Here is a 13,548-nt window from a genome sequence, read left to right as displayed (position 1 = left end):
ACCTCTAAATATCCGCCATCAGCGTCAAACAGCCCCAGCGCTGATAGGAATGACCGTCACCTGAACTTCCGGGTCATGGTTGCCCCCCCCCAGAATTACCCCACGTAATGGCGATACATCCGAGAAATCGCGGCCCCAGGCCAAGCTGATGTGCTCAAGTGTCGGCTGTACATTGTTGGTCGGATCAAAGTCTACCCAGCCCAACACGGGGCAATACACTGACACCCAAGCGTGCGATGCGTCTGCCCCGATCATTCGCGGCTGTCCAGGCGGTGGCTGAGTCAGTAAGTAGCCGCTGATATAGCGCGCCGCCAACCCACGCGAACGCAGGCACGCCAGCATTAGGTGAGCGAAGTCCTGACAGACGCCACGTCGGTTCTCCAGCACTTCGACCAATGGCGTCGCAACCTGAGTTGCCTCATCGTCGAATGTAAACTCAGTAAAAATTTTCTCCATCAACGCTTGTACGCACAGCAGCAGCGGGCGATTGAGAGGAAAACAACTGTCGGAGTAATCAACGAACGTTTGCTTTAAATGCACGTACGGCGATTCGAAGCGATAGCGACACGCTTCAAGAATTGCGGGCGATAGCGCCTTACCGCTGTAGGTCAGTGCACTGCTGGTGGCGTTCCAACCCGCAGATAGATTGAAATCCAGCCATGGCCGCGCCAAGACTTCGACCCGTAGCCGCGCGTTTACCTGCAATTCATCGTGGGGCCGCTCGAACGCCAGACGAGTCAGCGGATTGCCAAACACGTCTTGTTCATCACGGCGACTGGTCGGTACAGGACTGATCAGCAGTTCTTGTTGGGTACACCGTTGCCAGGTGCAAGGTCGTGGCCACAAATGCGCTAGCTGCTGGGCCAGAGACACAGGGCTGTCGTATTTGTAATGAGTGTCATGAAGAATCTGGTAATGGGCACTCATCACACGGACACCGTGCGCTGGCTGACATCGTCTACGTGGGCGAAATGGCGCAGGGCTAAACGATCGGAAACTTGCCCGCTGGTTTCGCCGATGGTTTGCAGTAAATCGGCCAGCCCCTCCAGCACAGCGCTGACGCTATTTTTTCCGAACAGTGGATTCTCCAGACTGCTTAGATCGAACGCGGACAGGCGTTGAATCAACAGCGCCAGCCTTATATCACGCGGCACGCCGAAGTCTTCGTTCAGACGGTTCAAGGAGCGGCTCACCCACTTCAACTGGAACAATACCGCGTGCGGATTTTGTTCATCCAGCAATAGTAAGTCGAGCACAGGAATGAGCTGCGGCATCGCCAAATACCGAGAGCGGTAGGTGATGCTGCTGTTTCCTAACTCAAGGAGCCATTCAAGACCGGCCTGATCGTTCACTGCTGCATCACGCAGGAAAGCCGCCACACTGATACTGAGAAATTGAAGCCGCTCAATACGTCGACCAATCATCAAAAAGCGCCAGCCTTCGTCACGGGTCATGTCGTCCATGGCAAAACCCGACAAGGCTGCAAACGACATCACTAGGCGGTTAAGAAAATCGAGAAGCTCGCCGAAGTCGGGTTCTTCAGTCTCCAGGCTAAGGGATTCTCGTTGTAGCTCCACCAGCGTCTGCCAATTCTCTCGAGACAGTTTGCCGCGCACTTGTGAGGCGGCCCACTGTAGACGTTGTAAATTGGCGCGCAGGCTTTGCGACCAATCCTCGCCCAGCAAGGCCGCGAGCAAGCGGTCGGGCAGATCTCCTTCTTCAGGCAGTAACCGTAGAGTTTCCCCTAGCTCAACCGCCGCTTGCAGCGCCAAGGGATCATCACCATCAACGTGACGGATCAGCATGATTCGCAGCAAACGCGCGCTGTTATCGCAACGTTCACAGTAGCGACCAAACCAAAACAGATTTTCCACCACCCGCGAAGGCAAATAGGGATCACGTCGAATAAGGTCACGAACACCCAGTGCCCGCTGAGTTTTCCAAGGCTTAATGCCTTCTGCACGCTCGCCCAAGACCCAAGTGTCTTTGCTCGCACCACCGCGTTGCATAGACACTACATCGGCATCAGCTTCGGCCGCGACACGGGTCAACCCACCTGGCAGCACTTCATAGCCGTCAGCGCTAGCGACCGCGTACACACGCATGCCGATGGCTCGCGGTTGCAACTGCTTACCATCAGGCTGCCAGACCGGCGCATGGGATAACTGCGCCAGCTCTTGTGCAACGTAGGCGTAAGGCCGGGCCTGCATCCGAGCGGCTAACGCTTGACGTTGCTCATTACTCAGATCGCGCCCAAACACCGAGGCAAAGCTTTGTGAAGGAAAAGCCGGTTTGATCAGCAGGTCTGGGAGCTTTTCCAGTGCCTGGGCCAGGACCGGGGGCTCGCCACACCACCATGTCGCGACAGACGGCAGAATCAGCTCCTCGCCAAACAGGTGCTGATTGATTTTCGGCAAGAACCCCAGCAACCCCGGCGACTCTAGAACGCCGCTACCCAAGGCGTTGGCAACCAGTACCCGGCCTTGGCGAACAGCTTCGAGCAGTCCCGGAACGCCAAGTGCCGAGTCGGTACGCAACTCTAGCGGATCGCAAAAGTCGTCGTCCAAACGACGCATGATCGCGTGAACTCGACGCAGACCGCTGAGAGTCTTGAGATAAACCGTGGCGTCGCGAACAGTCAGATCCCCGCCTTCAACCAGTGGATAACCCAGCTGTCGAGCAAGGTACAAATGTTCAAAATAACTTTCGTTGAATCGGCCTGGGGTCAACAGCACCACTAATGGCGGCTCTTTATCAGTCGGGGCTTGGCGGGCCAAGGTTTCCTGCAGGGCACGGAAAAAACCGGTCAGGTGTTGGACCTGCAAGTCACGGTACAGGTCGGGAAACGCCCGCGACACGATCTGCCGGTTCTCCAGCGAATAACCTGCACCCGACGGTGCTTGCGTGCGGTCGGCAGTCACCCACCAACGGCCATCCGGTGTGCGCGCCAGATCCACAGCGTACATGTGCAGAAAAACCCCTTCGGGCGGTTTTACCCCCTGACATGGCCACAAATAGTTGTTATGACCAAACACCAGTTCGGCGGGCAGCAAGCCGTCGGCGATCAACTGTTGCGGGCCGTATAAATCCGCCAATACGGCGTTCAGCAACCGCGCACGCTGAGCTATCCCGGCGGCGACCAAAGACCATTCTTGCGCAGGAATCAAGTGCGGCAGCAGATCCAGCTCCCACGGCCGGTCTGCGCCCTTGGGATCGGCATAAACGTTGTAGGTGACGCCGTTTTCTTGAATTTGCCGAGACAGCAGCGCTTGGCGCTGCATTAACTGAGCGGGCGTGCTGCGTTGCAAATGCTCATAAAAGTGGCGCCAATGCGGCCGAATAGCACCGCTGGCATCGAGCATTTCGTGATATGTACCCGTAGTCAGCGGATAACAGTCAAGCAGGTCGGGCATGGAGGGCTCGGCAGACAACAAAGGACGTCAAATTAGCGCAGGATAATGACGCGCCGAGACTTAAAACTCCACGCGCCATCCTTTGAAATGCGCTTTAGTGAAGACGCATATCCAGCGTCATCGGCAGCTCATCATTAACAGTCAACAACGGCACTTTCAATTTTCCGGGGCTATGGCCAATGCGGAAGAAGCGAGAAAGACGTCGACTTTCGGCTTCGTTGGCATTGACTGGCAAGGTTTCATAGTTGCGCCCGCCGGGATGCGCGACATGATACTCGCAGCCGCCCAAGGAACGCTGCATCCATGTATCCAGCAGGTCGAAAACCAACGGTGCATGCACCGGAATATTCGGCTGAAGGCAGTTGGAGGGTTGCCAGGCACGGTATCGCACCCCGGCAACGAATTCCCCGACGCGCCCCGTGGGTTGCAGCGGCACCGCAATACCATTGCAGGTCAGCATGTAACGCTGCGGCGGTAGACCATTGAGCTTGACCTGCAAGCGCTCCAATGACGAATCTACATAGCGAACCGCACCACCCGCCGCGCCCTCCTCACCCAATACATGCCACGGCTCCAGCGCCTGACGTAACTCCAACTCGATGCCGCTGACGGCGTAATCGCCGACTTTCGGGAAGCGGAACTCCAAATGCGCCGCAAACCATTCAGCACGCAACGGATACCCCCCGGCGGTCAATTCAACGATGACGTCGGCGAAGTCCTGTTCGATGAAGTGCGCAAGCATGAAGCGGTCGTGCAATTGCGTGCCCCAGCGCGCCAGCTTGGCCGGTGCGTAAGGTTCACGCCAAAAACGCGCAACCAATGCTCGCAGCAGTAATTGCTGGGCCAGACTCATGCGTGCATGAGGAGGCATCTCAAACGCCCGCAGCTCCAACAAACCCAAACGCCCGGTCGCGCCGTCCGGCGAATAAAGCTTATCAACGCAGAATTCAGCACGGTGCGTGTTGCCCGTGACATCAATCAACAAATTGCGCAGCAGCCGATCCACCAACCATGGCGCGCACTCTTCACCCAGCTTGGGCATCTGCGAGAAAGCAATTTCCATCTCATACAAGGAGTCATTGCGGGCCTCGTCGACGCGCGGCGCCTGGGAGGTCGGGCCAATAAACAAGCCAGAAAACAGGTAAGACAGCGACGGATGGTTATGCCAATAACTGAGCAGGCTGCGCAGCAAATCGGGCCGCCGTAGAAACGGCGAATCGGCAGGGGTCGCTCCGCCGAGGACGAAGTGGTTACCGCCGCCGGTGCCGGTGTGACGGCCATCGATCATGAACTTCTCGGTGGTTAGACGAGTTAGCCGCGCCTGCTCGTAGAGAAACTCAGTGCGCTCAACCAGCTCATCCCAACTGGAAAAAGGCTGTACGTTGACTTCAATCACACCCGGATCCGGCGTGATACGAAAGTTCGCCAGACGCGGGTCGCTTGGCGGCTCATACCCTTCGAGCAAGACTGGGCAATGCAACTCTTCAGCCGTGGCCTCCACCGCGCTAACCAGTTCGAGGTAATCCTCAAGCTTTTCCAGTGGCGGCATGAACACATACAAACGCCCTTCCCGGGCTTCGGCACACAGCGCCGTGCGGGTGAGCCAATGGGCAGACTCGGCCGCCTTGGGTTCACGCTCCCCATCAAGGTCAACCTGTTCGGTCAAGCTATTGAGCTGCGACTGCACCTGATCGCTGCTCGGCAGCTCAGGAAACTCCTGATTATGGTCGGTAGGGTGAACGAACGGATATTCCGACGCCTTTACCCAAGGTTGCGAGGCCAGCGGCAATCGATAACCCAACGCCGAATCTCCCGGTACCAGTCGGCAGTGTTCGTCACGCAGGAACCAGCGACCGCTTTGCCATCTATCGCCAGATTTCGCTCGAGCCAGCGGCAGCACTTGGCCGATAACTTTTTCTAAACCCTGGGTGAAGACCTTGCGCAGGCGCGCACGCTCCAGCGTGTCTTCAAGGCGGGAATCTTCGGCGCTAACGTTCAGTGGCAACGCACCTTCACGCCACAGGTAATAGAAATTGTCTTCGTACGCCGGGAACACGAAACGTACTGGCAGCTTCAGGCGCTCGGCAACACTGGCAAGGAAACGCCCGGCCATTTCGCTATCAGCACCGTACTCTTCAGTTTCATCGGCAATCAAAGCATTGTTGTGCCACACAGGCTGGCCATCTTTACGCCAAAAGCAGTTCAGCGACCAGCGCGGCAATTGCTCGCCGGGGTACCACTTGCCTTGACCGAAGTGCACGATTCCCAGCGGCGCGTAATGCTTGCGCATGCGCTGATAAAGCTCGGCGGAAAGTCTGCGCTTTTCCGGACCCAGGGCGGCGGTGTTCCATTCATCGCCATCGCGGTCATCAATGGAGACAAACGTCGGTTCGCCGCCCATGGTCAGGCGCACATCGTCGGCGATCAGATCGGTGTCGATCTTACGGCCAAGCGCCTGAATCGCTAGCCACTGATCTTCGCTGTAAGGTTGGGTCACTCGGGGCGCTTCCCAGATCCGCTCAACCGACATTTCATGGGTGAACTCGGTTTCGCACGGTTCAACCAAGCCGCTGATGGGTGCCGCAGAGGAAGGCTCAGGGCTACAGGCCAACGGAATATGGCCTTCGCCCGCAAACAGGCCAGAGGTAGCATCGAGCCCGACCCACCCGGCGCCCGGCAAGTAGACCTCACACCAGGCGTGCAGGTCAGTGAAATCAACATCAGTACCGGAAGGCCCGTCGAGGGCTTCAACGTCGGCTTTGAGCTGTATCAAATAACCCGACACAAATCGTGCAGCCATGCCCAAGTGACGCATCAACTGGACCAACAGCCAGGCCGAGTCGCGGCAGGAACCAGACGCGTTAGCCAGCGTAAACTCTGGCGTTTGAACGCCCGGTTCCATGCGAATCAGATAAGCAATGTCTTGGCTTAGACGCTGGTTCAGCGCCACCAGAAAATCGATGGTCGGCAGCGGCGTGCGGTCGATGCTCGCCAAGTAGGCAGCAAACTTCGGCGTCAGCGGCAATGTCGCGAGATAGGGCGCCAACTCGCGTTGCTCATCACTGGCGTAAACGAAAGGAATCTTTTGCGCATAAGGCTCGAGAAAAAAGTCGAACGGATTGAACACCGCCATTTCGGCGACAAGATCAACCTCTACCCGTAACTCGTTGGTTTTCTCTGGAAATACCAGACGCGCTAAATAATTGCCCTGAGGATCTTGCTGCCAGTTAACGAAGTGCTGCTCGGGCAAGACTTTTAGGGAGTAGGACAAGATACGCGTACGGCTGTGGGCCGCCGGACGTAGGCGCACGATCTGGGGGCCCAGTTCAACCGCTCGGTCGTAGCGGTAATGCGTAACGTGGTGCAAGGCAATATGAATCGACACGGCGTGCCTCCTGCGAGCCTGAACGGTAATGGAACCGCGCAAGACTTATGCCATCCGGGTAAAGCGGGCGGTTTCTGAAGACAACGAACGCGCTCGGCACCATTAAAGCGCTGCTACTCACCTACCGTGCAAGCGTTGCACAGAAAAAGGGCGACGTGAGACTAATTTTTATGAGACGCCGAGGCACCAGTGCCTCCTCGCCTGCCGAGAGACCGAATTAGTTCGAGAAACAGCCGACGCAGTGTGTCAAAAATACCGAGGCGTGCCATTCGCAGGCAAGCCTGACTCCCACAGTGCTGCGTCAACCCGCTAACTTGAGCCCCGCAGAATACACGCAGGAGTTGGCTTGCCGGCGACGATGGTTCCACCGCCACCAATTAATGGATTTAGCGCGGAACGACGGGTTTACGCTTCGGCGGCTTCGGACCTTTGCCCTTCGCGGCATCGATACGCTCTTTGGTCGCTTGCTTGTTGCGAGCAAACGCAGCGGCCTTAGCCTCTTCACGCTTATCCCACGGGTTGCCGCCATCGCTGGCGCGGGGAGGTAATCCGGTGTGCTGAGTCTGAATCAACGTGGTCTTAGCAACTTTATGGCTACCAACCGGCGTCGAGTTTTTACGACGAGCGCTCTGGTAACCGTCAGTGGCCGGCTGATGCAGAGGAATCAGCTGATCTTTGCCAGAACCGATCAAGTCGGCGCGACCCATCCGGATTAGAGCTTCACGCAGCGACGGCCAGCCTTTGGGGTCGTGATAGCGCAGGAACGCTTTGTGTAACCGGCGCTGCTCCTCACTTTTGACAATGGTAACGGCGTCGCTCTTGTACGTAACTTTACGCAGTGGGTTTTTGCCTGAGTGATACATCGCCGTCGCCGTTGCCATCGGTGACGGGTAGAAAGCCTGTACCTGATCGGCGCGGAAACCATTGCCCTTGAGCCACAGTGCCAGGTTCATCATGTCTTCGTCGGTGGTGCCGGGGTGGGCAGCGATAAAGTAAGGAATCAGGTACTGCTCTTTTCCGGCTTCTTTCGAATACTTCTCGAACATGCGCTTGAACTTGTCATAGCTGCCAATGCCCGGCTTCATCATCTGATTGAGCGGACCTTCCTCGGTGTGTTCCGGGGCAATCTTCAGGTAACCACCGACGTGGTGTGTCACCAGCTCTTTAACGTATTCCGGCGATTCCACCGCGAGGTCATAACGCAAGCCCGAAGCAATCAGAATCTTTTTCACCCCCGGCAATGCACGAGCGCTGCGATACAGCTGGATCAGCGACGAGTGGTCGGTGTTCAAATTCGGGCAGATGCCGGGGAATACGCAGGACGGTTTACGGCAAGCGGACTCGATTTCGGCGCTCTTGCAGGCGATGCGATACATGTTCGCCGTCGGGCCGCCGAGGTCGGAAATAACGCCGGTGAAACCTGGAACCTTGTCGCGGATCTCTTCGATTTCGCGAATGATCGACTCTTCGGAACGGTTCTGAATGATTCGGCCTTCGTGCTCGGTGATTGAGCAGAACGTGCAGCCGCCGAAGCAACCACGCATGATGTTCACCGAGAACCGGATCATGTCGTAAGCAGGAATTTTTTCCTTGCCATATACCGGATGTGGAACGCGCGCATACGGCATGCCGAACACGTAGTCCATCTCTTCTGTGGTCATCGGAATTGGAGGCGGGTTGAACCAGACGTCGACTTCGCCATGTTTCTGTACCAATGCCCGGGCGTTACCTGGGTTGGTTTCCAGGTGCAATACGCGGTTAGCGTGGGCATAGAGCACCGAGTCGGCGCGGACTTTTTCCATGGACGGTAAACGAATAACCGTTTTATCTCGCGTCATCCGAGGACTGGCCAGCAACTGCACCACCTTGGCTTCTTGCGGATCATCCACCGGGCCCTTTTCTTGCTCGATAGCGCAAGCCTGGGTGTCCTGAGTATTGACGTAGGGGTTGATGATCTTGTCGATTTTACCCGGGCGATCAATACGCGTGGAGTCAACTTCGTACCAGCCTGCCGGCGTGTCGCGACGGATGAACGCGGTGCCGCGGACGTCAGTGATGTCTTCAATCTTATGGCCATAAGACAGACGCTGGGCAACCTCGACAATTGCACGCTCGGCGTTGCCGTACAACAGGATGTCTGCGCAAGCGTCGATCAGAATCGAATTTCGCACCCGGTCCTGCCAGTAATCGTAATGCGCGATGCGGCGCAACGAAGCTTCAATGCCGCCCAATACGATGGGCACGTGCTTGTAGGCTTCTTTGCAACGTTGGCTGTAGACCAAGCTCGCGCGGTCCGGACGCTTGCCGGCCATGCCGCCCGGTGTGTAAGCATCGTCGGAGCGGACTTTTTTATCCGCAGTGTACCGGTTGATCATCGAGTCCATGTTGCCAGCAGCGACCCCGAAGAACAGGTTCGGCTCGCCAAGCTTCATGAAATCGTCTTTGGAATGCCAATCTGGCTGGGCAATAATCCCGACGCGAAAGCCTTGAGACTCCAGCAGCCGACCAATAATTGCCATGCCGAAAGAGGGGTGATCGACGTAAGCGTCACCGGTAACGATGATGATGTCGCAGGAATCCCAGCCAAGCTGATCCATTTCTTCCCGGCTCATGGGCAGGAAAGGTGCTGGCCCGAAACATTCGGCCCAGTACTTGGGATAGTCAAATAACGGCTTGGCTGCTTGCATATCGAAAACCTGCGCGTGTACACGTTGGAAAATCGCGGGCGCGGAATATAGCACAAAATTTGACCAATTCCGACGGTAGTAGTCGGAATTAGCAGCGGAAGAATTTGATACGGGCACACTGTGGGACCGAATTCATTCGGGAAGGCGTTGATTCAGTTACAAAGGTCGCCGGACGTGCAATCCATTCCCGAATACATTCGGTCCCAGAAGACCGGGAAGCGTCGCATCAATCCTCGTCGAAGTTGTAGCTGCCCGGCGCGAGGTTTTCGAATCGGGTGTATTTACCGATGAATGCCAACCGTGTCGTACCGATGGGGCCGTTACGCTGCTTGCCAATGATGATTTCGGCGATGCCTTTGTGCTCGGTCTCGGGGTGATAGACCTCATCCCGGTATACAAACATGATCACGTCAGCATCCTGCTCGATCGCTCCAGACTCTCGTAAGTCGGAGTTGATCGGGCGCTTGTTGGGACGCTGCTCCAAGGAGCGGTTGAGCTGAGACAGGGCGACCACTGGGCAAGCAAACTCTTTAGCCAAGGACTTCAACGAGCGAGAAATCTCAGAAATCTCGTTGGTACGGTTGTCACCGCTTGAGCCAGGAATCTGCATCAGTTGCAGGTAGTCAATCATGATCAGGCCGACTTCGCCGTGCTCACGTACCACCCGGCGAGTGCGCGCGCGCATCTCTGAAGGGCTGATGCCGGCAGTGTCATCGATGAACAGTTTGCGGTCATTAAGCAGATTGACCGCCGAGGTCAGACGCGGCCAATCATCGTCTTCCAGTCGTCCGGCGCGGACCTTGCTCTGGTCGATACGACCCAGCGACGACAACATACGCATGATCAGTGATTCACCTGGCATTTCCAGCGAATACACCAGAACCACTTTGTCGCTACGAAGAACGGCGTTTTCTACCAGGTTCATGGCGAACGTGGTTTTACCCATCGATGGACGTCCGGCAACAATGATCAGGTCAGACGGTTGCAGGCCGCTGGTTTTCTCGTCCAGGTCGGTATAACCGGTGGACAAGCCCGTTATCGCGTTATCCGTGTTGAACAGCGTGTCGATGCGATCAATGGCTTTGGTCAGCAGGTCGGTAACGCTGACCGGGCCACCACTTTTCGGGCGTGCTTCGGCAATCTGGAAGATCTGCCGCTCAGCTTCGTCGAGAATCTCGGCGGCGCTGCGGCCTTCTGGATTGAACGCGCTATCAGCAATTTCCGCACTGATGCCGATCAACTGTCGCAAGGTCGCCCGCTCACGCACGATTTGCGCATAAGCCTTAATGTTGGCGACGGACGGAATGTTTTTCGCTAATTCACTTAAATAACCCAGGCCGCCTACTTGCGAGGTGTGCCCTTCTTTGTCCAGTTGCTCGGACAGTGTCACAACGTCGATAGGGCTGTTTTGATCAGCTAGTTTGGCAATGGCACGAAAGATCAGGCGGTGATCATGTCGATAGAAATCGCCATCGGATACTTGATCGAGCACGCGCTCCCAGGCGTTGTTGTCCAGCATCAAACCACCGAGCACGGCCTGTTCGGCCTCGATGGAGTGCGGCGGTACCTTGAGGGCGGCGGTTTGCAGATCGTATTGCTCGGGGGCGGATATTTCGTTCATGGCCACTTAAAAATCAGGGAGAACAGAAAAACAAAGGGCACGACCTGTGAACAGGATCGTGCCCGATGTTAAACGTCTAGCGAGCAAGTCGCCAAGCGTTAAGTGCTGCTTAAGCAGCTACCACAATAACGCGTACGGTTGCTTCTACGTCGCTGTGCAGGTGCACGGCTACGTCGAATTCACCAACGTTACGGATAGTGCCGTTCGGCAGACGAACTTCGCTTTTTGCAACTTCAACGCCAGAGGCGGTCAGTGCATCAGCGATGTCGTGGGTGCCGATCGAGCCGAACAGCTTGCCTTCGTCACCGGCGGTGGCAGTGATAGTCACTTCCAGCTCAGCCAGTTGGGCAGCGCGAGTTTCAGCCGAAGCTTTTTTGTCTGCAGCCAGTTTTTCCAGGTCAGCACGACGCTCTTCGAACGCAGCCACATTGGCAGCGGTTGCAGCGGTTGCTTTGCCGTACGGCAGCAGATAGTTACGACCGTAACCGGCCTTAACATTTACTTTGTCGCCCAGGTTGCCCAGGTTCGCGACTTTTTCCAGAAGGATCAGTTGCATGTGAAAATCCTCTTAACTTTTAACCTTCACCGTCCGCAGAGCCGTTACCAACGTCTTTCGACGCAAAACGACCGCGAAAATCAATCAGGCTGTCGACGATGGCAAACACCACCAGCAACGGATAGACCAGCTGCATGAACAGCAACAACGTTACGTACAACCCTACTAGCCAGAACCTACCCAGTCGCTTTTCAGCAACCAGGCCATGAACCAAAGCCAGCCCGGCGAACATCAGCGGTACGCTGCACAACGGTGTCAACATCGCCATCTGTGGACCGAAATTCGGCCCCAGAAGCATGAACACCAGCAGCAATAACGCTGGCACCCTCGGGAGTCTTATGCTGCGAAATTCGCGGCCAAAACCACCAGGGTTGTACAACAACGCTTGCCAGTAACGCCCTAGGATCAGGGTCAGCACACTGACGATTTGCAACAAAGCCGCAATCAGGCCGTTTAGTACTGGTGCTATCAATGCTCCCAGGCGCGCTCGCTCTTCTACCGATAACTGCTGGTAGAGCCCATCAAGGACTTGCGGCAGAAGTTTTTGCAACTCCTGCGCCATCACTTCGATGGGGTCGCGGAAAACCGCTCCCAAAATCACTGCATACAACAGACCCAGTGCCACGCTAACCAACAGCACGCGGACCCAAGACTCGCTGGCGCGTAACAACGCTGCCAACCCCAATGAACCGAGCAACACCATAAAGGTGCGAGGCTCACCGAAATACCACCAGACCAAAGCTGGCAGTAAAGCCCAGGCGAGGATGCCAACGGCATCACTCAAACCGCGCCGCAAAAGCACAAGGCATCCTGCGGCAGCACTTAACCAAAACAACAACGGCAAAGCCGCACATCCGACCACTACAAGAGAGGCCTGCACGCGGCCGCGCATGATGAAATTAGCCATGGCGCGCATGCGTTCTATCCCTTACTACTTGTCGACTGCCTGGTCTCAGCGGCCGTGGCTGTCGGTGTAGGCCAGCAGGGCCAGGAAGCGGGCACGCTTGATAGCGGTGGCCAGCTGACGCTGATAACGAGCTTTTGTACCAGTGATACGGCTTGGAACAATTTTGCCGGTCTCGGATACGTATGCTTTCAGAGTGTTGAGATCTTTGTAATCGATCTCCTTCACGTCTTCAGCGGTGAAGCGGCAGAATTTACGACGACGGAAGAAACGTGCCATGTAATTGGCTCCTCAAAAGGTCCGTGGATTACTCGTCAGCGTTATCGCTGGCGTCGCTGTTGTCACCGTCATCGCCATCGGCGTTGTCGGAGTGCTCAGGACGGTCACGACGCTCACGGCGCTCGCTGCGGTTTTCTTCGGCCTTGAGCATCTCGGACTGACCAGTTACGGCTTCGTCGCGACGGATGACCAGGTTACGGATCACGGCATCGTTGTAACGGAAGTTGTCTTCCAGTTCAGCCAAAGCCTTACCGGTGCATTCAACGTTCAGCATCACGTAGTGAGCCTTGTGAACATTGTTGATTGCATAGGCCAATTGACGACGGCCCCAATCTTCCAGACGGTGAACTTTACCGCCGTCTTCTTCAATCAGCTTGGTGTAACGCTCTACCATGCCGCCGACTTGCTCGCTTTGATCCGGGTGGACCAAAAAGATGATTTCGTAATGACGCATGAATGCTCCTTACGGGTTGTAGCCTGCCGCTAAAAAGCGGTCAGACAAGGAGTGAATGACACTTGTGAGTCTTGCCCAGCACAGGCACAGAAGCACCCGCCATGACAGCAAGGGGCGCAATTGTAGAGAAGGTAGGGCGATGGCGCAAGGAGATTGGTGTACACATCTGTAGGAGCCAACTTGTTGGCGAGGCGGCAAGCACGGCATGACCGATACAACGCGCCAGGCCTTCGCCAACCAGTTGGCTTC

Annotated in this window: 9 protein-coding genes; all 9 read right to left on the bottom strand. The window is 56.3% G+C overall.

The annotated features are described in order from the left end of the window. Window positions 1-24: 24 nt before the first annotated feature. The 9 genes from RGW60_RS21830 to rpsF all read right to left on the bottom strand — a co-directional run bounded on the left by RGW60_RS21830 (window position 25) and on the right by rpsF (window position 13,299). Window positions 25-927: a transglutaminase family protein gene (locus RGW60_RS21830; protein ID WP_322206563.1), complete on the bottom strand. Its 903-nt coding sequence runs from the start codon at window positions 925-927 to the stop codon at window positions 25-27. Continuing rightward, window positions 927-3,413, bottom strand: a complete 2,487-nt coding sequence (locus RGW60_RS21825; RefSeq protein WP_322206562.1) for a circularly permuted type 2 ATP-grasp protein — start codon at window positions 3,411-3,413, stop codon at window positions 927-929. The genes RGW60_RS21830 and RGW60_RS21825 overlap by 1 nt, the downstream gene beginning before the upstream one ends. A gap of 94 nt (window positions 3,414-3,507) precedes the next feature. Further along, window positions 3,508-6,798 (bottom strand): transglutaminase family protein, encoded by a 3,291-nt coding sequence (locus tag RGW60_RS21820; protein WP_322206561.1) that lies wholly within the window; start codon window positions 6,796-6,798, stop codon window positions 3,508-3,510. A gap of 386 nt (window positions 6,799-7,184) precedes the next feature. Further along, window positions 7,185-9,485: a YgiQ family radical SAM protein gene (locus tag RGW60_RS21815; protein ID WP_322206560.1), complete on the bottom strand. Its 2,301-nt coding sequence runs from the start codon at window positions 9,483-9,485 to the stop codon at window positions 7,185-7,187. 226 nt (window positions 9,486-9,711) lie between these two features. Then, window positions 9,712-11,106 carry a replicative DNA helicase gene (dnaB, locus tag RGW60_RS21810; RefSeq protein ID WP_322206559.1) on the bottom strand — a complete coding sequence of 465 codons (1,395 nt, stop codon included), beginning with the start codon at window positions 11,104-11,106 and terminating at the stop codon, window positions 9,712-9,714. 109 nt (window positions 11,107-11,215) lie between these two features. Next, complete coding sequence (rplI, locus tag RGW60_RS21805; protein ID WP_322167390.1) at window positions 11,216-11,662, bottom strand: 50S ribosomal protein L9; 447 nt, start codon at window positions 11,660-11,662, stop codon at window positions 11,216-11,218. Between the two features lie 19 nt (window positions 11,663-11,681). After that, window positions 11,682-12,578, bottom strand: coding sequence for a hypothetical protein (locus RGW60_RS21800; RefSeq protein WP_322206558.1), 897 nt, complete (start codon window positions 12,576-12,578; stop codon window positions 11,682-11,684). Between the two features lie 36 nt (window positions 12,579-12,614). Further along, entirely contained in the window at window positions 12,615-12,845 is a 231-nt protein-coding gene (rpsR, locus tag RGW60_RS21795) for a 30S ribosomal protein S18 (RefSeq protein ID WP_002551829.1), read from the bottom strand. Window positions 12,846-12,873: 28 nt separating this feature from the next. Next, window positions 12,874-13,299, bottom strand: a complete 426-nt coding sequence (rpsF, locus tag RGW60_RS21790; protein ID WP_322167388.1) for a 30S ribosomal protein S6 — start codon at window positions 13,297-13,299, stop codon at window positions 12,874-12,876. Between the last annotated feature and the right edge of the window lie 249 nt (window positions 13,300-13,548).

The sequence above is a fragment of the Pseudomonas sp. AB6 genome (assembly GCF_034314105.1).
Classification (GTDB): domain Bacteria; phylum Pseudomonadota; class Gammaproteobacteria; order Pseudomonadales; family Pseudomonadaceae; genus Aquipseudomonas.
The sequence above is the reverse complement of the archived record's forward strand: the minus strand, read 5'-3'. Positions and strand labels throughout refer to the sequence as shown.